Origin of the sequence: Thalassolituus sp. UBA3500, from assembly GCF_002377545.1 — a bacterium.
In the GTDB taxonomy this organism is placed as follows: Bacteria; Pseudomonadota; Gammaproteobacteria; order Pseudomonadales; family Oceanobacteraceae; genus Thalassolituus.
The window spans coordinates 1-22,053 of record NZ_DFQB01000036.1 but is presented as its reverse complement, the minus strand read 5'-3'; the positions used below and the strand labels follow the sequence as shown (position 1 = coordinate 22,053).

17 protein-coding genes are annotated in these 22,053 nt (G+C 49.5%); 9 read left to right on the top strand and 8 right to left on the bottom strand.

Going from position 1 to position 22,053, the window contains the following annotated elements; genetic code table 11:
- Nucleotides 1-68 precede the first annotated feature (68 nt).
- Together B2R29_RS09440 and B2R29_RS09435 are read left to right on the top strand one after the other, a co-directional pair.
- Complete coding sequence (locus B2R29_RS09440; protein WP_301180829.1) at nucleotides 69-1,148, top strand: helix-turn-helix domain-containing protein; 1,080 nt, start codon at nucleotides 69-71, stop codon at nucleotides 1,146-1,148.
- A gap of 150 nt (nucleotides 1,149-1,298) precedes the next feature.
- Nucleotides 1,299-3,734 (top strand): DUF2306 domain-containing protein, encoded by a 2,436-nt coding sequence (locus tag B2R29_RS09435; protein WP_301180828.1) that lies wholly within the window; start codon nucleotides 1,299-1,301, stop codon nucleotides 3,732-3,734.
- 62 nt (nucleotides 3,735-3,796) lie between these two features.
- On the opposite strand, the gene dmeF is transcribed toward B2R29_RS09435, so the two are convergent.
- Complete coding sequence (dmeF, locus tag B2R29_RS09430) at nucleotides 3,797-4,711, bottom strand: CDF family Co(II)/Ni(II) efflux transporter DmeF (RefSeq protein ID WP_301180827.1); 915 nt, start codon at nucleotides 4,709-4,711, stop codon at nucleotides 3,797-3,799.
- Between the two features lie 65 nt (nucleotides 4,712-4,776).
- Between dmeF and B2R29_RS09425 the strand changes: the two genes are divergently transcribed.
- From B2R29_RS09425 to B2R29_RS09410, 4 genes are all read left to right on the top strand, one after another.
- Nucleotides 4,777-5,052, top strand: a complete 276-nt coding sequence (locus B2R29_RS09425; protein ID WP_301180826.1) for a metal/formaldehyde-sensitive transcriptional repressor — start codon at nucleotides 4,777-4,779, stop codon at nucleotides 5,050-5,052.
- Between the two features lie 85 nt (nucleotides 5,053-5,137).
- Nucleotides 5,138-5,512 (top strand): hypothetical protein, encoded by a 375-nt coding sequence (locus B2R29_RS09420; RefSeq protein WP_301180825.1) that lies wholly within the window; start codon nucleotides 5,138-5,140, stop codon nucleotides 5,510-5,512.
- Between the two features lie 417 nt (nucleotides 5,513-5,929).
- Nucleotides 5,930-7,249: an outer membrane protein transport protein gene (locus B2R29_RS09415; RefSeq protein WP_301180824.1), complete on the top strand. Its 1,320-nt coding sequence runs from the start codon at nucleotides 5,930-5,932 to the stop codon at nucleotides 7,247-7,249.
- A 10-nt stretch (nucleotides 7,250-7,259) separates the two neighbouring features.
- Complete coding sequence (locus B2R29_RS09410; RefSeq protein ID WP_301180823.1) at nucleotides 7,260-10,622, top strand: Ig-like domain-containing protein; 3,363 nt, start codon at nucleotides 7,260-7,262, stop codon at nucleotides 10,620-10,622.
- Nucleotides 10,623-10,634: 12 nt separating this feature from the next.
- Here the strand turns inward: B2R29_RS09410 and B2R29_RS09405 are convergent, their stop codons facing one another.
- On the bottom strand, nucleotides 10,635-11,072 hold the full coding sequence (locus tag B2R29_RS09405) for a CBS domain-containing protein (protein ID WP_301180822.1): 438 nt from the start codon (nucleotides 11,070-11,072) through the stop codon (nucleotides 10,635-10,637).
- 197 nt (nucleotides 11,073-11,269) lie between these two features.
- Between B2R29_RS09405 and B2R29_RS09400 the strand changes: the two genes are divergently transcribed.
- Entirely contained in the window at nucleotides 11,270-12,298 is a 1,029-nt protein-coding gene (locus tag B2R29_RS09400) for a metallophosphoesterase (protein ID WP_301180821.1), read from the top strand.
- A gap of 96 nt (nucleotides 12,299-12,394) precedes the next feature.
- On the opposite strand, the gene B2R29_RS09395 is transcribed toward B2R29_RS09400, so the two are convergent.
- The 6 genes from B2R29_RS09395 to B2R29_RS09370 all read right to left on the bottom strand — a co-directional run bounded on the left by B2R29_RS09395 (nucleotide 12,395) and on the right by B2R29_RS09370 (nucleotide 18,977).
- Complete coding sequence (locus tag B2R29_RS09395) at nucleotides 12,395-13,126, bottom strand: hypothetical protein (protein ID WP_301180820.1); 732 nt, start codon at nucleotides 13,124-13,126, stop codon at nucleotides 12,395-12,397.
- A gap of 2 nt (nucleotides 13,127-13,128) precedes the next feature.
- The gene (locus B2R29_RS09390) at nucleotides 13,129-14,415 is read right to left on the bottom strand and encodes an ammonium transporter (protein WP_301180819.1); all 1,287 of its coding nucleotides are present in this window, start codon (nucleotides 14,413-14,415) and stop codon (nucleotides 13,129-13,131) included.
- Between the two features lie 254 nt (nucleotides 14,416-14,669).
- Nucleotides 14,670-15,869 (bottom strand): ABC transporter permease, encoded by a 1,200-nt coding sequence (locus B2R29_RS09385; protein WP_301180818.1) that lies wholly within the window; start codon nucleotides 15,867-15,869, stop codon nucleotides 14,670-14,672.
- Between the two features lie 12 nt (nucleotides 15,870-15,881).
- Nucleotides 15,882-17,099 carry an ABC transporter permease gene (locus B2R29_RS09380; RefSeq protein ID WP_301180817.1) on the bottom strand — a complete coding sequence of 406 codons (1,218 nt, stop codon included), beginning with the start codon at nucleotides 17,097-17,099 and terminating at the stop codon, nucleotides 15,882-15,884.
- On the bottom strand, nucleotides 17,096-17,833 hold the full coding sequence (locus B2R29_RS09375; RefSeq protein ID WP_301180816.1) for an ABC transporter ATP-binding protein: 738 nt from the start codon (nucleotides 17,831-17,833) through the stop codon (nucleotides 17,096-17,098). Before B2R29_RS09375 ends, B2R29_RS09380 begins: the two co-directional genes overlap by 4 nt.
- On the bottom strand, nucleotides 17,826-18,977 hold the full coding sequence (locus B2R29_RS09370; protein WP_301180815.1) for an efflux RND transporter periplasmic adaptor subunit: 1,152 nt from the start codon (nucleotides 18,975-18,977) through the stop codon (nucleotides 17,826-17,828). The genes B2R29_RS09375 and B2R29_RS09370 overlap by 8 nt, the downstream gene beginning before the upstream one ends.
- 366 nt (nucleotides 18,978-19,343) lie before the next feature.
- Between B2R29_RS09370 and B2R29_RS09365 the strand changes: the two genes are divergently transcribed.
- Both B2R29_RS09365 and B2R29_RS16965 read left to right on the top strand, forming a co-directional pair.
- Complete coding sequence (locus tag B2R29_RS09365) at nucleotides 19,344-20,393, top strand: DUF4062 domain-containing protein (protein WP_301180814.1); 1,050 nt, start codon at nucleotides 19,344-19,346, stop codon at nucleotides 20,391-20,393.
- A 1,049-nt stretch (nucleotides 20,394-21,442) separates the two neighbouring features.
- Nucleotides 21,443-21,928, top strand: coding sequence for a hypothetical protein (locus B2R29_RS16965; protein ID WP_414716609.1), 486 nt, complete (start codon nucleotides 21,443-21,445; stop codon nucleotides 21,926-21,928).
- Nucleotides 21,929-22,053: the final 125 nt, after the last annotated feature.

Here is a 22,053-nt window from a genome sequence, read left to right as displayed (position 1 = left end):
AGTAGCGATTACGGTCTTAAAATGGCCAGGAGTATCTTTTAAAAAAAACGACGGTTAGACTCCAGTTCATGACTCTGCTGATCTATTTTTTTGCTGCCCTGAACATTAACCTGCCGTTTATGTTCACCTTATCTGCGCTTCTGAAGCCTTGCTCTGGCACTGAGTATCGCCTGCTGGCGCTGTTGGGCCTGTCGGTGTTCATCACCAACTCTTATCTCAGTTTTATTCTGCTGAACGTGACAGAAGGGCAGGCGTTCTTACTGTGTCTGCAGCCGTTGGCAATTTACAGTATCGGGCCGACCGTGTGGCTGGTCGTCAAGCACACACTGAATGCGGACTTTCGTATTCAGAAGCCGCATGCGTTGCTCTATGCACCGGGGGCACTGGTGTCTGCCGGGTTCTTTTATACGGTGATGACGGGTGACTTGCATCCGATCATGATTCCATCACCCGACTCGCTGGGCTTCTATCCGTTTGTTTTGGGATTCCTGTACACCATTGTCTTTGTTTCTATGGCGGCGAGGATGCTCCTGAAACGTTACCAGCAAGACAGTCAGCCATCGGAAGGCCAGTCACTTCGACGCATCTTCCTGATCGCCTGTGCGGGCGGGCTGGTGGTTCTGCTGGTATCCCTTGCTGGCCTGATGTTTTCAAATCAGCTTACGATCATTCTGCCACTGATGCTGACGACGTTGGTGCTGCTGGGCTTGTTTATCACCGACGTCCGTTTTCCATCCCTCTTTCAAGACATCCGCGATGCCATTGAGAAAGCGCCTTACCGCCGTACGCGGCTGAATCAGAGCGTGGCCGATGAAGTCGGCAGCAGGCTGACGGTTCTGATGGAAGAGGAAGAGCGTTTCAGGACGAATGACCTGACGCTCGCCCGACTGGCCGAAGAGGTGGGCATCAGTACCCACCAGATGTCAGAGTACCTGAATCTGCACCTCGGACAGGGCTTCGCCAGGTACCTGAATGGTTATCGTATCCGGGCGGCTCAGAAAGCCCTCAGAGAAGAACCCGATAAGCCGGTTCTGGATATCGCTCTGGAGGTTGGCTTCCGTTCTAAATCGACATTTAATTCCGCATTTTCAACCGTGACTGGTACGACACCGACGGCCTGGCGCAAACAGGAACAGACGCCTGACTGATCGCCCCAGGCCGCATGAATACTGGCATCGAACGGCCTGATTTATCATTCTGGACGTAGTTTCTGGCTCAGATTATCAGTCCGGACGATGCGCTTTCATCAATCCCATACTCTGGCGTGGTTAATGACCTCATGCTACGGAGTAAAATTGATGAGCGATCCAACCACTAAAATAAAAAGCAGTCAGGTAACGTCTCTCGGCATTGTTTTTGTCGCCATGCTGGCGTTGATATATGCATTGCCATCGTTCAGTTTTCTGGTGGACATAGAGGCTGGCCTGTCCTGGATACATCATTGGTACAGCTCGCTGGTATCCCGTGAATTTGCCAGCGCTCCAACCGCCTACGAAAATGCGCAACGCGCCTACATTCACGAAATGAAGCCCTTCATGCTCATGCATGTGGGTGGCATGGCCACAGCATTGGCGATTGGCTGGATTCAGTTTGTCCCGTCGTTGCGCAAAAAAGTACCGGTGCTCCATCGGGTCGCTGGTGTTCTGTTCCTTACCGCGATTTTCTTCGGCGGTATCGGTGCGCTTGGTATGGTGCTGGGCGGTGAAACCTACGGTACTGCCAATGCGGGTCAGAAACTGACCATTGAGCAAGGGATGATGGCTCTGGTAACGCTGACCTGGCTGTCCGCGTTGATTTCAATGCGCTGGCTGATCGCTGGTGACATTCGCCGCCATGGCGACTGGATGGTGTTCACCTATGCGTTGGTATGTACCGCACTTCCACAGCGATTGAGCTTTCTGATCTATGGCTGGTTGGGCCATGATTTTGAAACCGCCTTCCAGCTAACGTCGCAGTTTATCGTTCAGCCCATGTTGCTGATCGGGATCTGCATTGTGGGCTGGCGCCGTTTTCAGAACGCGGCACATGCTGAGAGGCTTGCTGCGACCGCATCAGTATGGCGCCGTGTAGAGTCTTTGCCATTACAAACCGTGTTTATTCTCGTTGCCATCGGGCTAACTACCGCAGTGGTGTTTAATGTTCTGCCATTCAGTGACTATCCCTATCACAACGGTGTCCAGCTCAATACGCTGGCCATCGCAGCGGGACTGTTGGTGAGTGCGTGGGGCCTGGGTAAAGCGAAGCGGGAAGGTCTGGTTGAGAATGTCGGACAGTGGAGCATTCGCGGAATTGTCTTATCCCTATATCCCTTGATCACCCTGGTTGTTGGCACGGTACTGGTCATGAGTGGGCAGGCGACTGAGGAAGTCGCGGCGAATACCGCTCCTATTTTCGCGGCTGGTACGAGTCTGTTTCTCGGCGATTTACTGATCAGCTACCTCAGCTGGATAAAGCGTCTGGAGAAAGCCGGTAAAACAGATGAGCGCGGATTTATTGCCGTCATGCTCAGGCCTTTGCCAGGAAAGGCGAATTCACTGAGTGATCTTATGGCGATCACTTTTGGTCTGGCACAGATCCTGTTGTTTACCGTCGTGACAGTGCCCGCATTCATTCTCGGGTTTGCGGTCTGGCTGATCGATAAAGTACCCGGAGTGCGCGCGCTGCGTATGGCGCTGTATCGCCCGTTCGGAGCCATGACCGAAGCACTGGGAAATGCCTTACTTGCCGATGCGCGTGATATGCCGGTGATGCATGTCATGACCAAAACCATCGTGACTCTGGTTCCCTTGCTACTGATACAATTGTGGCTCGGTGAGTTCAACGTCTGGTTGTGGGCGGGGTACATGACGCTGATGGTTGGACCCGGAACATTTCATTATCAGCACCTGTTCAGCGCGTCACACATAGAAGGGCACAGGCCGAAGGGCTATTTTAATTCAAGCGTGAAGAAACCATTCGACCGACCTTTTGAAAACCTGCTTGGGCTTTTATTCGGGCAGCTTCAGTCTGTAGTCACGCAGGGGCACGTTCGGGTTCATCATGGCGAAGATGCCAGCTATGAAGACGTGCAGTGTGTTGCTCATTACGACCGTAGCTCCATCATCGATTTTGCCAGATTCATTGGTCGCGAAAACCTGCTGAATAATCTGGGTATTTCGTTATTGGATTATTTTGCGAGCCATGACCGTAAGTCGTCCTTCGACGCTGTACGGACGGGGGTGTTAGTCCATCTTGCGGTGATCGTTGGCGTTGCCGTTATCGATTGGAAAATAGCAATCGCGTACCTCGTGATACCCAAGCTGATGTTCAATATCGTCACGGGTGGCGCAACATTCGCACAGCACGCATTTTATAAACAGGACAATATTCACGATGTGCTGGCGTGTACGACGACGTTTATTTTTGAAAATGACTTCCTGAACGAAGGCTACCATATGAGCCATCACCAGCGTTGTGCGGTTCACTGGAAAGATGCGCCTGAGTTCTTTGAGAAGAATATTCCACTGTATCGTGAACATGACTCGGTGGTATTTAAAGGCCTGGATACGCTTCAGGTGTTTTTCCTGCTGATTATGAAACGCTTTGATGTGCTGGCCCGGCATGTCGTGGATTTGCAGGGCGACAGAAGCCAGGAAGAGATTGAGGCCTGGTTACGTCAGCGGACGTCAGCGGTACCCGGTGTGCAGTACATGAAGCGGGTTGGCAGGAAGCAGCCAGTTCCGGTGGCCCAGTAGTCCAGCGGGGCCGACAGCAAAGGCTGAGGTTTCAGCCTTCACCTGCCACGGCAAATAGTTAATCAGCTCTGATTAACTTCGACGGTGAGGTGTCGTATCTCTCGGATATCTTTCAGTGATGCTTTGAATTCATCTGTCGCTGTCTGATGAATCGTTGAGATGGCGATAATGCAGGAGTAGTCGTTTCTTCCTACCCGCCAGACGTGAAAGTCGGACACTTCAGCTTCAGGGTGTCGCTTGGCCAGACGCTCAGACACTTTCGCATATAAAGGTTTATCCATTTCCGCATCAAGCAGTACTGCGGATGTCTCTTTTAATAAGCCTTTCGCCCACACGGCAACAATGATAGCGCCGACAATACCCATCACCGGGTCCAGCCAAGCAGCGCCCCAGAGTTTGCCTCCAAACAGAGCCGCAATGGCCAGAACCGAGGTCAGTGCGTCAGTCAATACGTGTATGTACGCGGCTCTCAGGTTGAGATCCTGATGTTGATGAGCATGTTCATCTGTGTGTTCGTGATGATGGTGATCTTCTTTAAGCAGCCAGGCGCAGATCAGATTTACAGTAAGACCAAATACCGCAACCATTATTGCCTGATCGTAGTGAATCGTACTCGGATTAAAAAGCCGCTCAACAGAGTGAAACAGCATGAGCCCGGCAATAGCAATCAAAAAGAGGGCGCTGGTATAGCCACCAAGAATCTCTATTTTCCAGGTACCGAATGAAAATCGGGGATCGGTAGCATAGTGTCGTGCCGCTACATATGCCGCAACCGATAAACCAAGAGCCAGCGCGTGAGAACTCATGTGCCAGCCGTCGGCCAACAAAGCCATTGAATTGAACATTAAACCAGCGCTGATTTCGGCGATCATGGCGACCAGCGTGAGATAAACTGCCCACCGGGTGTTTCGCTCTGCCAGTGGGTTGCCTTCGTTGATGATGGGGCTATGACAGTGGTGGATTGTCTCTGATTTCATAACTCTGTACTGATCCTGACTTTGGAATATACTATACCCTAGTATACATTCTGTGGGGGGCCTCAATGGCACATCTGGTAAAAAGCCGGGATAAATTGCTTACGCGAGTGAGGCGTATCAAGGGGCAGGCTGAGGGAATTGAGCGCCTGCTGGAAGCAGATGGGGACTGTAATAAAGTGCTCCAGCAGATTGCTGCGGTCAGAGGAGCCGTGAACGGATTGATGGCGGAAGTGCTTGAATCTCACGTCAGGGAGCATCTCGGCGCTGAAGAGTTGACTGCAGAGCAACGGCAGGCAGAAACCGAGGATGTTATCAAAGCACTGCGCTCTTATATGAAGTAACCGGGGGGAGTGCAGGTAACCCCTGTTACAACTTTTAACAGAAAGTATGTGGCCCAAAGGGATACATATTGGCTTAATAGGGCGCATGATTAATCACTATAAAAGAATCATGCATCGCTCGATCCTATCCAGTCTCTTCGTGGGCCTGTTGCCATTTTCCGCGAGTGCTGTCGCCGATGAGCAGCCAACAGACCGAGAAATTCTCCAGATTCAGACCATCGCCAGTTGCATCGATGATGTCTACTACCAGGGGGGATATGAAGACGGAGACACCGCCCGTATCGATTTAATCGACACCATGTTGGTGCTGTTTGATTTGCCCGCCTACGACGAAGAATATCTCTATCTGGATGTGCCTTACGACGGTAAGCTCTCTTCTGAGCTCTATTACCAATGTATCAGTGGCCAACGGGATATGTTGGACGAAGCTGCGGACAGTCTTGGAATTGCGGCTCACTAGTCAAACTTAATACGTTCGGGATACAAATGCGTGTCCCGTTGTTTCCTTCATTTTTCTTTTTTTGCTTTTATTATTCAACAATATCCTACCGTTTATCCTCTGATATATAACGCTTGTCTGAAGCTATTTTTACACCTTGAAAATAGATAACTTGAACAGTGTGTGCGCACCTTTGTGACTATTGTACTTTTTATTAATTACATAGCGGCCTTGAAAAATTACGTGATGGAAAATTATATTTTAATTGAGTTACTAATAATTACATTGTCGATCTAACTTGTTGATTTTTATGATTTAAAAAAATGTGTAAATAAGGAAACCAAGAGTAACAATTGTTTAGTAGCTGTAATTTTAAGTGCTCTGATAGAGTTTGTTGTAACTCCTTGATCTAAAAATATTAATAGCGGAGACAACAAAATGCCTTTCTCTATTCGCCCGTTTACGGGTGTTGCTGCGTTTGCGGCTTTAATGACAATAACAAGTGCAAACGCCAATATGGGCACCATCGGAAATACCTATGGTTTATTTCCGCAGGACGTCGCAACAACGCAAGCGCTTTCCATGTTCAACCAGGAAGTGTCGGCAACTTACTACAACCCATCGCGTTTGGTAAAAGATCAACGTGGAGAGTTGTCGACCGGGCTTCTTCAGGCCGAAGCAAAGCTTGAAGCTTCTGGCCCTGACCGCTCGGGCGACCTGCTATCCCGAACGCCTACGGCATCATTGCTGTTGGGGCTCAAAACGGATCTCTCTAAATTAACGACCTTTGACCACCCGATGTTTCTGGGGGTTGTTATTGGCGTCGAGAATTATGGTTTTTCTCTGTTGGAGTTTCAGTCTGAAACCAGCGAAGGAGGGCAGTTTCTTGAATACGACCGTCAGCCTCTGTTCGTCAGTGTTGGCGGCGGTACGGAACTGTTTCGGGGATTCAGTGGTGGTCTCTCAGCTCGCGCAACGTTAAACAACAACGCCACACTGACAACCACGACAGACCTTGCCGGTAATACACAGTACGAATCTTTGAATGTTCAGGCTGAGCCAGCCTTATCATTTACGCTCTCGAATACGCTCGATCTGGGTGAAATGTTCTGTCCGTATTACGACTGTGCCGTCACCGGGCTTGAGTTTGCTGTGGCATACCAGCAGCGTTCTTACTCTCGCACCAAAGTAGAAGCAACGACGGTCATTCCGGGTCTTATTCCGGCCTCTGATCCACTAAATTTTACGATACAAACGTACGATTCATTTCAGCCAACTACCATTACGGCAGGTACACAGTTCGATCGCGGGTCAATTCGCATTGGCGCGACGCTCGAATATCAGGAGTGGTCGACACTTGAAGATCAGTTTTCGAGCGACACCATTAAAGATCAGGCCGGTGCTGAATTTGAAGACATTATGATTCCGCGCCTTGGAGCAGAGTATCGCTTTGGCGAATCTTTCTCACTATTAGGCGGTTTTTCTTATCGCCCAACTGCGCTGAAAAGCACTCAGACTGTCGACGTAAACCTTTTTGATACCGACCGCTATATCGTCGGTGTGGGGTTATCAGCAAAGGTCGGAAAGCAGTTGTTTCTCGCACATCCATTGCAGATCGATCTCGGTTATCAGCGTCAGGAGCTGGTCGACCGTGATTTTACCATTGTGAATTCCCGCCCCGGCACAGCCAATAATATTGAAGTGACTACTGGCGGTAGCGTGGATGTATTCAGTGGTTCTATCAGTCTGAAGTTCTGAGGAGGTCGAAATGAAAAAGTCATTAATTATTGCATGTACTTCGTTGGTACTGGTCGCCTGCGGTGATAAAGAAACTCAGACTCTTCTGGGTGGCACCATGGTCGAAGGTCCGAACGGTACTTTTCTCGCGCCATTTTTAAGTGCCAGTGTCGAGTACTCGTATCCTGCTGATGGTCAGATTAACGTGCCACCAGTGACTGACCTTGTGCTTCGGTTTACTGTTCCAGTGGATGACCCGTTACTCGTTGAAAAGTTGGTTCTCGTGGACGGTAGCGGAAACAACGTGGCCATTGAATCTGTACGAACGGTCGATGGTGGCCGTGGTCTTGTAGCGACACCAGCAGAAGAGCTTTCTCCGGGCACTGACTACAGCCTGACATTCGATGGTGTACTGGGTTCGGGCGCTAACGCAATTGCATCCCCTAATGCTACTGGCCCAGAGGGTATTCAGTTTTCCACACGCCCCGAGGCGACGGGTCCCTTGTCTCTGACATCGGTTGACGATGACTTCGGCGTACTTGAATTGCTACCAGACGGCAACAATTTTGAGGTGATGGATTTCTCGACCTTCCGATTTTTGTTTACTCAGCCCGTTGACCCGGAATCCGTCGAGTATGGCGTTAATGTCCGGATCCTGGACGCGAACAATAATCTTGTACCGGCTGACATTATTCTTAAGCACCAGTCAATGACGATCGACCCTTGCACTGTGTCGCTCGCATCGGAGTGCGGTACAGAAGGGGATCGATTAAACCCAGGTGAATCGTATCGTCTTGAACTGGTTGATGTGCGTCCGTTGAACGACGATGGCACCACGGGTATTAATTACTCGCTGGATTTTGTACCTCGTGATACTGGGCCGAGCTCAATCCTGATTCAGGATATTGTTGACTCAGAAAACTCAGAAATATCGCCATTGAATGAAGCCTTAGTCAATGGGGTTGTACTTAATTCCGTATTGCAGGGTGTGACTGATTTATCTCAGCAAACGGGCACTCTTAATGCTGAATTGGCGTATGCGGTTAACTTTCCGGGTAATCAGCCAGTACCTCTGCGCATTGCACGTGGCAGCACTTTGCTTAGCTCATCTCTCGACGTGAAAATTAACGGTAACGTCCCGCTTCTGGATGCGGCAACCGGTCTTCCACAGGAGACGGGGTCGGTCATCGTGACTTTTATCTCTGATGCGAGTGGTTACCTTTACCCGAACCCGTATACCGACAACCCTGAAGCCCAGCGTCATATTCGCCTGTTTATGGATGTGAGCATGAACACCGCAGCATCACAGCCCAACGCGTCGCTCTCGCAGGATTTAATGCGAGTAGAGTTGGTGGGTCTTGCACAGGTGCGTAATGGTTTACTGGAAATTAACTCTATCGGTATTGTTGAACCCAATATTCTTGGTCAGGACGTCGGTAATGCCACCATCGCGTTTAAGCTGCTTGCCGAAACTAACGATCAGATCGAGCGTTTATTTGATCAGGAGCAGAATCAGGCTCCGAATATCCCACCGCGCCTTGTCAGTTGGGTTCCGGGGTTCGAAAACGCTATTCCTGCAACTCGTCAGTCGATGCAGCGACCGGGTGATCCCATTATTCTGAATTTTGATCAGCCGTTACGTCGTCAATCGGGGGAGCTGGTCATTGTCGAGGAAAACGGAGTTCGTATACCAACAGAGAGTATTGAGAGTCGCATCGACGGTACGGTGCTGACTGTTCAGATTCGTGGTGGTTTGAAACCCGCTGCTGAATATGTCGTAACAACCACCAGTCGTTTACAAAACCTGGAAGGGTCGCCTGCATTAGCCGACATACTGACATTCACTATGCCTGCAACGCAGCAGACCGATCAGGAAGTAAAAGTGTCACCGCTTGCGCTGACGACGTATCCCGGCTTCCCGTGTGTATCAACAGCCACTCTGAGTGATATTTTTCCGCTGCCACCCGAGCAGCCAAATCACGGCCAGTGCGTCGTCTCTGAGAATACGCCTGCTGAAGTAGAAAATCAGACATTGCCATTAACTACGATGCCAGCTGATCGGCCGATCGCGGTTATTTTCTCGCAGGTGATGGATATTGATTCAATCAATCTGAATACCTCGTTTAAAGTTGAGCGTGTTAGCGAAGACGGAGAAATTACCCCGGTGTCGGGTCGTCTTGAAAAGGCTCGTCAACGTATTCGTTTCTTCCCGGAAAATGCCTGGGAAGAAGGGCAGGTCTATCGTTACACAATGGCGTCAGCACATGCTGATTCGGTAAACGATACCGTATGTGATGAGCTGGATATTATCTGCTCAGATGCCGGTCTTCCACTACAGACGGATCTTCTTGTCGACTCTGAAGATTTCGGCGGCCCGGATATGGTGATTTACTTCCGTGGCAGCGCTCCTCAAGAATCTGTTTTTACGCCGCTGCGTAATTACCCTGTGCGAGATGCTAACGCCAATTACGTTGTCGATTGCGGGGAGCCATGCCTGGAACCATCAACCAGTCCGATAACGGCGTCAGGGGATGTCTTGCCGTCAGAGAATGCCGCAATCCTTACGGTAGTTAACGGAGAAGCAACGCTTCTCAACGAGACACTCTCACTGCCAGCACGTAATGGGTGTGATCCGCTCGGTGACGATTGCCCCGACAATAAGGCCGTATTCCAGACATTAGCCCTGAATACAGAGGTGATAGGGCCAACGGTCGATCCAGAAACCGGTCAGCAAGCCGTGAAAGTACACCTGTATCCCATGCTTCTGGCGACCACACCTACCAGTGTTTTTCTCCCAGTACTGGGCGAGCAGACCACCGGCACACAAATCCTCCGTATGCGCTACACCACACCGACCGAAGACAACCCAATGGGGTTGGTGCCCGGTATGATTGTTACTGGCGATAACGGTCAGCCAATCTTCAAAACAGAGGTTACTCTGGCGCTGGATTCTCCTAACCTGGCGTTACCTGACGGTGGTGAAATACTGAGTCATAACCTCTACAACTATCCGCTGCCATTGACGCTGGTGGGCGATATTACTTTCTTTGATGATGGCCGCATGCAAATTGAACAGCGGAATCAGAACGTGCCACCCATCAACGTATTGGTGAATCTTGATATCGAGTCGACCCTTGGGCCAGTGGGTTCAACCGTGGATGATCTGGTCAACGCGATCACTATCTTTACTGGTGACCTCACCGAGTCTCTTGATCCGGTCACCTGTGGCGCAACTGATGTTCCTCTGCTGGGCATTTTTGCAGACGTTCTCTGCACAGAGAATGAGTCAGACGAAGTTGCTTCTCTCCTTATCCCTCTGGAAATACAGGAAGAAGATCTTTATCTGAACTTTATCTCACTGCCAATAAAAGAAGCACCGGAGGTCAGGCGGTAACGTCTGCGTTGCTCAATCCTTTTGTTCGGGGGCCGCGGGTTTGTTATAGCGAGCCTCAAGCCCCCGAAATACATCCCGCCAGGTCAGAATACCTGCAATCTTATCTTCATCGTTGAGTATCGGCAGACAGGTGACGCCGTGTTGGTATATCAGCGATACAGCCTCACGGATATTACTGCCTGCTTTGATGGTAACCGGGTTCCGACTCATAATCTGATGAGCCTTCTTGTTAATCGTTGCAGTATCGTGCGTGGTTTCTGCCGGTGTGCCAATGTATGGGCTCACCGCTTTAAAAAAGTCGCGATCGGTAATAACCCCACGTAACCGGCCATTCTCAGCCACCAGAACGTGATGGAAGCGCGTATTAATGAATATTTCATGGAGCTTTGTCAGTTTGTCATCAAGATGCACGGTAACGACTTTGGTGGTCATCAAAGAATCGACAATCATAGGGACCTCCTGCCTATCAAACCTCTGTCAGATGAGTTTAGCACTCACCAGCGAAAGTGACTGATGACCCGACGTATCTACTTGGCCCGCTGGGTGGCGGCACGTTTCGAGCAGCTTGTGTAGGATGTTTCACAAATCTGAAGCACTGGGGCGTTACACTCAGTGGTTTTATTGCAATGTTGGTCTGGAGACAGAAGATGAAAAAGCTCGCATTGATGGCGCTGGCCGTACATTTACCCGCCTATGGCATGTCCTGGTTTCCAGAGGAACCCGAAGAGCCAGTCGTTGAGGTGCCAGAAGGCGCAGTTTCTTTTATCGCCATCGGTGACACCGGTACGGGCGAAGACAAGCAGTATAAGGTTGCCACAGCCATGAAGGCAGTCTGTGATGAACTCGGCTGTGATTTTGCACTGGGGCTGGGTGACAATATCTATGAAACTGGCGTTGATTCGGTCGACGATGTTCAGTTTATCGATAAATTTGAAAAGCCCTATGCAGACGTTGATTTTCCGTTCTATATGACGCTTGGTAATCACGACAATGGTTGGCTGAGTGGTGATGGCCTGGATAACGACAAGGGCGAGTTTCAGGTGGATTATCACTATGCGGAAGACCGCATGAGTGAAAAGTGGAATATGCCAGCACGGTACTATTCGTTTACTGCACCGCTTGAATCAGAAGCGCCACTGGTGACTTTCTTCTCACTCGATTCTAATCCGCTGGCGGCTGTGTCTGATCTTGATCCTAAATACCGTCAGTTTAAATACTATCGGGTTCAGGAAGAGTGGATCGAAGCTGAAAAAGAATCTGCGACGACACCCTGGAAAATTGCGTTTTCCCATCACCCGTATATTTCAAATGGCCGTCACGGTAACGCAGGCTGGTACGATGGTGTTCCTGCTTTCGGATACGCTTTTTATGATTTCGTAGGCGACAATCTATGCGGTGATTTTGATCTGATGATCTCGGGGCATGATCATGATCTGCAGATACTTCCGCCGCTAGAACGCTGTGAGGGTATGACTCAGATCGTATCGGGGGCAGGTGCTAAACAACGCCCACTTGATGACGTGAATCGTAACCCGGCCGAATTTCAGCAGGGCGATGTATTAGGTTTTATGCATCTGCACATTGAAGGCAATCAACTGACGGTGCGTGTATATACCGTTGATGAAGTATCGGGAGAACATGCTCTGGCGCATAGCTATCAGATGACGCGCGACTGAAGAGTCTGATTAAAGCGATACCCGGTGTGTTTCAATAAAAAAGCCACTGACGTTCTGTCAGTGGCTTTTTTAATCTTCACTCAGCCTACGCACTCATCAGCGCCCCAGTAGTTGATTCAGGCAGTTCGCGTAAGGCTCATTACCTCGATATTTTTCACCGACTTCGCGCACGGCTTTACTAAGCAACAAGTCGGCATCTACCGGGCCAATTGCCTCGCAGCAACCGATGTAAGTGAAGTTAATCAGCTTACGTGCATCCATGATTTCGAGTGGGGTATGAACGGCAGAAACCGAAATGTCTGGCTGTTCAAACATAGCCACAGCCGCAGGCTGGAGTTTTTTCTTCTGAGCGGCGCTGAGCACATACGATTTAATCGTGCGAATCTGATCCGAGCGCAGGCGGCTGAACAACATATTAACCACTTCAGCGACCAAACTGTTTTGCGGTGCAGTCTCTGAGGTCTTTTGAGGCTGCGAAAGCCGGGAGGCTGCCTGCTGAGGCCGACTGAATTCTTCTTTGGTGAGCGGCTCAGAAGGCGTAAACGAAGTTTCTGCATCGTCTGCTGAATTCATCCAGTTGATGGGGTCAGGCTTCAGATCAGATTCGTTAGCAGCCATGACCATGCGCACCAGACGACTGAGAATCTCAAGGCGATTCTGCTGAATACCCGGAACATCCCGGCACGCGCCCAGGAACTGATTCAGTTCATAACGCGAGCGTTCAGAAAATTCCGCTTGCCATAGGATCATAACCTGGCGAAGTTCTTCGCCAGCAATATAGTCCGACAAAATCGTAAACACGATGCGACGTTTAATATCAGGGCTCATGCTTATGGCTCCTGACGGAATGTGATGTTTCGCTGGAACTCTGGATAACCGACTTCATTGTGCTCGGTACAATCGAGGCCCATCTGCTCGTGTTCCTTCGAAGAACGTAGGCCGATCATAAAGCGAATCAGCGTGAACACCAGCAGCGACAGCGGGAAGGCCCAGAGGAAGGCAGTGATGACACCAATGGCCTGAGTCGCAACACGCTGAGTATCGAACATGTCGCCAGCGAAAAAGAGCCCCGCGGCAATCGTGCCCCAGGCACCGGCGAAACCATGCACGGGAATTGCTGAAACAACATCGTCGAGTTTCCAACGAAGCATCAGGTCCTGACCCAGAGTTGCAATCACACCACTGACAGCGCCTGTGACGATGGCGAATGGCGGTTCCATCGTGGCACAGCCGGCGGTGATGCCTACAAGGCCTGCGAGGCTACCGTTAACGGTAGTGGTTAAAAGAATCGGGCGTTGTAACAGGGCCGACAGTAAAATTGCACCGCCCGCACCGGCCGCCGCCGAAAGGTGAGTGTTAAGAATGATGCCACCAATATTCTCTGAAGCTGACAACGCGCTGCCACCATTAAAGCCAAACCAGCCGAACCAAAGAATAAAGCCACCCAAAGCTACGAGAGATAAATTGTGGCCAGGAATATTTCGCGTGTTGCCTGAATTATCAAAGCGACCAGTACGTGCGCCTACGGCGATGACCCCAGCAAGTGCACACCATGCGCCCAAAGAGTGCACAACGGTAGAGCCAGCAAAATCAATAAAGCCCAGTTCGGCAAGCCAGCCCTGACCGCCGTAACTTCCGCCCCAGGCCCAACTGCCAAACACAGGATAAATAAAGGTGACGATGGCCGCCGCAGATAATAAATAGGCGGTATAGCGAGTGCGTTCGGCCATGGCACCACTGCAGATAGTGACAGCGGTCGCAGCGAACATGGTCTGGAATAACAAGAAAGTAAAGTCCCAGTTACTGCCTTCAGATAAGCCGAATGCCGTGGTGCCAAAGAAGCCCGTTGGGTTGTTGCCAAACATAATACCGAAGCCAATGGCCCAGAATAATAGACTACCGATACAGACATCGATGTAGTTTTTCATCATCACGTTAATGGCATTTTTTGCGCGAGACATGCCACTTTCAAGCAAGGCAAAACCGGCCTGCATAAAAAAGACAAGTGTGGCAGAAAACAGAATCCAGACGATATCCATGCTGGTTGTTCCGGTATCGGCGTGAGCGATTCCGGGGATCAGAGTAAGCGACAGGAGTATCGCTGGGAGAATGTACATATAGCTAAGCCTATGTTTCTTATAAAGTTTCTCCTGCTTGATTGGCAAGTGTCATGCCATCTATTTATAACTTTGTAATTAAGGGCGGGTTATCTGTCGCGATGCAGCTGCGGCGGGCCTTGAACAGCTTGTGAAAAATATACCGGAATGAATAAAAACAACTGGGCTAACCATGATGGTGCGAGTATGGTCGGTTTTGGGGCGCACTGTCGCACCAAAGAAAAGCGTGATGACTGGGTTTAGGGCAAGGAAAGTTACTCCCCCCGTAAAGCCTCAATAGGGCTCAGCCGTGATGATTTATAGGCGGGCCAAATGCCGGAAATAAGGCCAGTGATCGTCGCTACTGCAATGGCCAGTCCCAGTGTTGAAAACTGAATCTGAACCGGAAATGCAGGTGCTAAAACGCTCAGAAGGGCAACTACAACGGCAGTAATAACGATGCCGATAAAGGCGCCGAATAATGAAAGCATGACTGCTTCGCCTAAAAACAGGCTGAGTAGCTGACGGCGTGGGCAACCAATCGCACGCAGCAAACCGATCTCGGCTGTGCGTTCCGTCAGGTTGGTGGTCATAATGGTAAAAATACCAACGCCACCAACCAACAAAGAAATACCACCCAGTGCGGCAACGCCCATGGTCAGGATACTGAGAATGCGATTCATGCTGCTGAGCATTTCGTCCTGGCTGGTGAGGGTGAAATCTTCCTGGCCGTGGCGTTTCATCATCACGCTTTTAATGCGCTCCTGCATTTGCGCAGAGGTCGTGCCTTCTGAGAACACCACATCGACTTCCATTAAACCTTCGCGGTTAAACAGGGTAAGGGCGCGGTCGGCAGGAATATACGCCATATCGTCGAGATCAAACCCAAGAGTTGAGCCTTTCGGTTGCATTACACCAATCACACGATAGCGTTGGCCGCCAATCCGGATAAATTTTCCGAGAGGGTTTTCACTGCGGAATAACTCCCGATATAACGTATCGCCAATGACCGCGACCGCAGGGCTATTACCGTCGGCGTTCGGTAAAAACTTCCCCATTGCCAGTGGGAAGTCCCAGGCCTGATTAAAGTCAGAGGTTGTACCGAGAATTTCAGTGCTGCGAACACGTTCACCGTAGCGCACTGGCCCTGAGCCCTGAACATTCGATACGACCCATTCGCTACCGGTAATTCTTGATAAGGCTTCGGCATCGTCGAGCGTTAATAACCGGACTGAGCTTATTAATCCTCCGGCCAGTCCTGCGGTCTCACTGTGACCTGGGGTAATTGCAATAATGCGTGTGCCAAATTGCGAAAAACTGTCGAGCACGTACTGGCGTACACCGTGGCCAAGTGTCGTCAGAAGGGTCACTGCGGCAATACCAATTGCAATGCCCAGTGCGGTTAAGACGCTCTTACCCGGTTGGCTGGTAACGGGTGAGGTTGCAAGGCGTAGCCAATCGTCAGGTCTGATCATAAGGCACGCCTCCTATTTTCCGGCCTGAGCCTGAAGCGCCAATACTGGCGGTAATTTTGCGGCTTTCTGGGCCGGTATCCATGAGAACAGAACACCGGCGACCGCAGAAATACCAATCGCCGATGCACTCGCCCAGACAGGGGTGGCAAAAGGTACTTCAGGAAATTTTACTCGAAGCCCTAATAGAATCACCTCCGCGATCAGCATACCGAGCACCGCGCCGCTGGTGGCGAGTAAGGTGGCTTCGGTAATAAACAATAAGCGGACCTCTTTTGATGACGCCCCTAGTGCTTTTAATAAGCCAATTTCAGCGCGGCGCTGAGCTACGCCGATGAGTGTCATATTCATGATTAACACACCAGCGACTAACAGGCTGATAGCAGCGATACCGGCGACAGCAAAGGTCATGACTAACAGTACATTATTGAAGGCGCTGAGCAGGCTGTCGGGCGTAACAATCGTAATATCCAGTTGGCCGTCATGGCGCAGCGTCATCTGTTGCTCAACGGCGGTCGTCATCGCCGGAACCGCATCAATGTTCTCAATCTGAATCATCACGCGGAACAGACCTTCGGTGTTAAAAATCTGCATGGCATTATCAACGGGCAGCATCAGCGCGTTGCTCATATCAAAGCCGAAACCCGTCCCTGAATCGGTAAGCACGCCTGTCACCCGACAACGATAGTCCGCGACATTAATCCATTGGCCCAGCGCGCGTTTAGGGCCAAAAAGTTCATCGCGGAGCGTTGCACCCAGAATGCATTCCGCACGACTGCGGCTACCCTGGCGAGTAGTAAATGCCTGACCCTGACTGAAGGCGAGATCGCGGATGTTAAAGAAATCCTGAGTCGTCCCCAGCACTAAGCTGTCGCGGCTCAACCCTGAAATACTCAAACGGCTGGTGCCCACAACGATAGGTGCAATACGCTCGACACCGGAAATTCGCATGAGGCTTTGGGCATCGTTAAGCGTGATATCACGGGTGCCTTCGCCGGTTAATGGCGGCAGGCCGCCGGTGGTTTCTTTTCGGCCCGGCAGCATCACTAAAACATCGTTGCCCAGGCTTGCGAACTCGGCCATTACAAAGCGACGCCCGCCTTCACCAATACCGGTCAGTAACACGACCGCCAGCACACCAATGGCCATAGCAACTAACTGCATCGTGGTACGAAAACGCTGTCGCGTAACGGAGCGCAGGGTAAAGGTGAAGTGATCCTGCAGGCGGATCATAGAGCAGGCTCTTCTGAGGGGATTATGGCGAACGTATCGTCGCTGACGATGGCGCCATCCACCATACGTAAACGTCGCTTTGCGCGCTGGCCGAGCGCCATGCCGTGCGTAACCACAATTAAGGTAATGCCCTGAGCATTTAATTCTTCCAGCAGCTCAACCACATCGGCACCCGAATGCGTATCGAGATTACCGGTAGGTTCGTCGGCGAGTAGCAGTGGAGCCTGCATAATAATCGCACGGCCTATGGCTACGCGCTGGCGCTGACCACCAGACAGTTGTTCTGGTTTGTGACCGGCGCGCTCAGTTAATCCTAAGCGATTAATGACAGGCTCTAAGCGTTTACGGCGTTCTGCCGGAGGAATACCTGCCAGCACCATAGGCAGTTCCATATTCTCGCGAGCACTGAGGCGTGGCACTAAGTGATACGACTGAAACACAAAACCAATATGGTCGCGACGATACCCCGCGCGCTCTTCTTCACTCATCGGGACGGTATCCTTACCCGCGAGCCAGTATTGCCCTTCATCAGGCACATCCAACAGCCCCAGCATATTCAGCAGCGTCGACTTGCCCGAACCCGAAGGCCCCATCACCGAGATATACTCGCCTTGCGTAATATCCAGATTGATATCATTCAGGGCGTGTACGGTCTGATCGCCGAGCTGAAAGCGACGATGAACACCGCGTACTCTGATTGCTTCTGTATTTGTTTCTGTGGTTGCTTCAGTCATTAGCGTCGGTATCCAACACTCGAACCGTACGGCCACCTTCCAGATCGCTCTGGCCGGGTTCATTAATGATCTGATTGTCGCTATTCAGCCCGCTGGTGACTTCGCTCCAGGTCCAGTTAGTCAGGCCAAGCTCGACTTGCTGCTTAACGGCCTTGCCGTCTCTGGTGAGCATTACGTGATCCGTGTCGATTAAAAGCTCGGTGGGCAGCCGCAGGGTGTTCTCAGAGGTTGCCGTAATCACCTCGATATCGGCGCTGTAACCAATCAACAGATGGGTGCCTTCAGGAAGCTCGTTAAGGCGCACATCAACATCCACGGTACGGGCCTGCTTTTCTTCATCCTGAATGTAAGGCGATATACGCGAGACATGGCCATCAAAAGTACGGTCGCCGAAGGCATCCAGCGTAACCCGTACCGGCATATCCAGTGCGACCTGAGCCGCATCCACCTCATCAATCGGAGCCTGCACGTAAAAACAATCCGGGTTAATTAAATCAATCGCGGGTGGGGTAGCGACACCCGGCGGCGACGGCGTCGCGTATTCCCCGATCTCGGCATTCACCTCAGCAATAATCCCTGCGAATGGCGCTCGTAATTGTGTCTGTGCAAAGCGCGCTTTCTGTAGGTCCAGATTGGCAGAGGCTTGTGTAATCAGGGTTTCTTGCTGTTTGCACGAAAGCTCACTGATGGTTGCAGCTGTTTCGGCGCGGTCTAACTGCTCAGAGGATGCCATCTGGCGCTTATGAAGATCATGAATACGCCGCTCTTCACGCTTATCTGATTGCGACTGCGTACAGGTAGCCTCGTGCGAAAGCTTGGCAGTATCCAGCTGAGCCTCAGCAGTCGCCAGAGTGGCACGAATGTCTTCGTTCCAAAGCTCCATCAAAGGCGCGCCTGCTTCAACTTTATCGCCCTGAGCAACATAGAGAACACTTACCTGGCCACCAAGAGGCAGCGACAAGCGCGAACGCTGGCACGCCTTAACCGTACCTGAGCGGGTATTGGCGACACTCGCTTCGACTAAGCCGACAGAGGCCTTAGATACCGTGACATCAAGCGGGCTCTCAGGCCAGAAGCGCACAGCGGCGACACCTGCGCCAATCAACACAATAGGAATCAGAAGTTTAGGAGAGGGAAGACTCATAATGGCCCTCGTAGGTCAGTGACCGTGGATTTCCGTATAGGCCATAACATATAGAGTGGGCGGGGGAAGGGCAATGACGTAGGTCAGGGTATATGAAGTGAATCGGGAGCTGATATGGCGTCGCCTCAGGCACTTTGCATACAGCGCTAAGGTCGGTATGCTCGGTGTATTGAAAGAAAGCTTGGCGCCTGAGCCAGGCGTGAGCACGAGTTAAATAGCTAAGTATGCTCGTATATTCAGAAGGGAGATCTAAGTTATGGAAGATACTTCAATGATGTCAGATCGCTACTCTGGAAACCTCGATAGAGTGTCCCAGGATAAATGCGTACGCACACTAACAAACTGTTAATTTTACAGGAGAAGTAATTGGCTACACCAAAAGTTTTTATAAGCTCTACCTGTTTTGATTTATCTGAAGTAAGAGAGCAATTGAACAAGTTTGTTAGATCGTTTGGTTTCGATCCAATACTAAGTGAACACGGAGACGTATTCTATCATCCTGATCTTCATACTCATGATGCATGTGTGCATGAAGTATCCAACTGTCAACTATTTATTTTGATTGTTGGAGGGCGGTTTGGTGGTGGATATGTGAAAGATAAATCCAAATCCATTACCAATGCAGAATATGAAGCAGCTAAAGCTGCAAATATACCTGTTTTCACTTATATAAGAAATTCAGTTCTTAATAATCACCATATTTATAGAGAGAATCGCAATCAGAAATTTATTGATAAAATTAATTTTCCTGCGATAGAAAAACAGGATGATGCAGAAAGTATATTTAAATTTATAGACGAAGTACGCCGTTCTCCAGTTAATAATGCTTTTGAGGGCTTTTCTAATTTTAATGATATAGAAGTTCATTTGCGGAAACAGTGGGCTGGGCTTTTCTTCGAATTTCTGAGAACTAGAGAAGTTAAAACTCAAATTGATGCTACTAATCATTTATTGAGTAATTTAAAAGATTCCAATGGCAAATTAGAGGCACTTGTAAAGAGTTTGTATCGTTCATCTAGCCCTGATGAAGCCAAGGCTGAGGAATCAATAAGTGAAATAGAAACTTACGCAATTACTAAAAAGTTTTTTACTGAGATATTTAACTTGGACGGCGATATTCCAATCGATATTGAGATTGATCAATTTAGTGAAGATGAAGAAATTAAAAAGATTGCTTCGATTACTCCTGAGAATAAATCATGGGTGGAATATTTAATAGAAACAGGTATTTTCTACACGGATGATTTGGGGTGGGATGAAGGTGGTCGACACCTAATGTTTGCCACTGGCGAATACTGTTTGGAAATAGAAGCTTCTGTAAAAAATAAGCGCCCTATATATGTTAATTTTGAGAAAGGTGTTCGTAAGTCCACGCTAGAGCAGCGGGAAAAAATATTGAATGAGCTTCTAAAGTAAACTAAACAATCTGCTAAAACGGAAAAGCTGGTAATTGCTCTTTTCTCGCTAATTGTAGCCAGCTATTTTATTGCCGCTTAGCAAAGCGTTATGCATAAGGGAAGGTATGTCTGAGGAATTGTATGAAGGTATGTTAAGTAAAGAACGTATAAGGTTCTTTTCCTTTACAGGCTTAGCAGTCGCGGCACCATTTTTATTTTCTTTGTACCTTGGAGACCTGAGGACGTTGATTTTGGCATTTGGTTTTCTCGTAGTGGTGCAGCAATGGTAGTTCTTGCATTGCTAGCAGAAGCGAATGCCATAAAAATATTTAATATTTTCAATCCGTCGGGTTTCGTAGAGGTAGGGTTTAACGAGTTTAAAGCTAAAAATAACCATTGGCCTGGTCTGCTAAATAAAATAGCTTTCACGCTAATTGCTATTGGTACACTAATTTGGGGGTATGGCGACATACCGTTTATAAATGCATAAAAAAGCAATTGAAAACCGCCCGCGATAATCACGGGCTGGATTCGCTAACGCTCGCCTTTTATTACGGCGTCGTTATCTTTATGAAATTGAGTAGACTAATTAGAGAAAGTAGACTATTTTGGCCGTCGCAAGTAGTTATTAGCGATGGAGGGCTTGGTGAACAGGGACGTGGATACTTCCCGACGCTCTGTGGTGTTTGGGATAAAGCGGAGATCGGCCAGTCAAAAATTAATGAATGGCATAATTTGATGTCATATGTGATCTTCTGTGCTTTCCATAAGGCTGCTTATGAAAAGTTATCATCTGGTAATAAAGATCCTGTTAGGTTCGATGAGTTGGACAGGTTCTATATGGAGAAAAGGATACTAGACCATTTCAGATCAGTATACCCAAGCTGGCCTAAGTACATGAGAAATAACTTTGTCAATGACTTCAAATCATAACAAGCGGCTGAAATTCGTTACTGCCACAGATAAAACGTGGCCGTCACTAGAACTCGCTTGGCTTGCTTTCTAGCGCGGAATTAGAACTTAAGAGGTACGCCAAATGAGTCGGCGTCAGTTTTTGTGTTACTCCTTATGTGCATTCCATTTTTAGCGTTTGGGCAAACCGAGGAAATAGAAAGTTTGGAGCAGAGGATAAGGGAGCAAACCAAAGACTTGTCTTGTAAATCAGATGCTGATTGCAGAACTATTGGCGTGGGCCACAGAGTGTGTGGAGGCTACAGTAAGTTTATTATTTATTCAGAAAATGCTGTCGAGCCCGCCATGATAGCATCTTTGGTTGAGATCCATTATGAGCTTGAAAGAAAATATCACAGCGAAAGAACTATAGCCTCAGTTTGCTCGGTAGAGCAGCCTCGGGTAACGGCCTGCCTTAAAGAGACATGCGTGGACCTCGGAGAAAAACTAAACGCCATAACTCCACTTCATTGGGCTGTAAAGCACAAGGACCGAGAATTGATCAGAAGACTGCTTGTTGACGGCCACAATATTGATGCTAGGGGAGGCCTAGACTACGTGGACGGTCATCGTAAGAGAGAAAGCGCTTGTTGCTTGCTCTAATTTTTCCCGGTTAATCAAATAGGGTTGTTAGGCTGTTAGACTACGTGGACGGTCATCGTAAGAGAGAAAGCGCTTGTTGCTTGCTCTAATTTTTCCCGGTTAATCAAATAGGGTTGTTAGGCTGT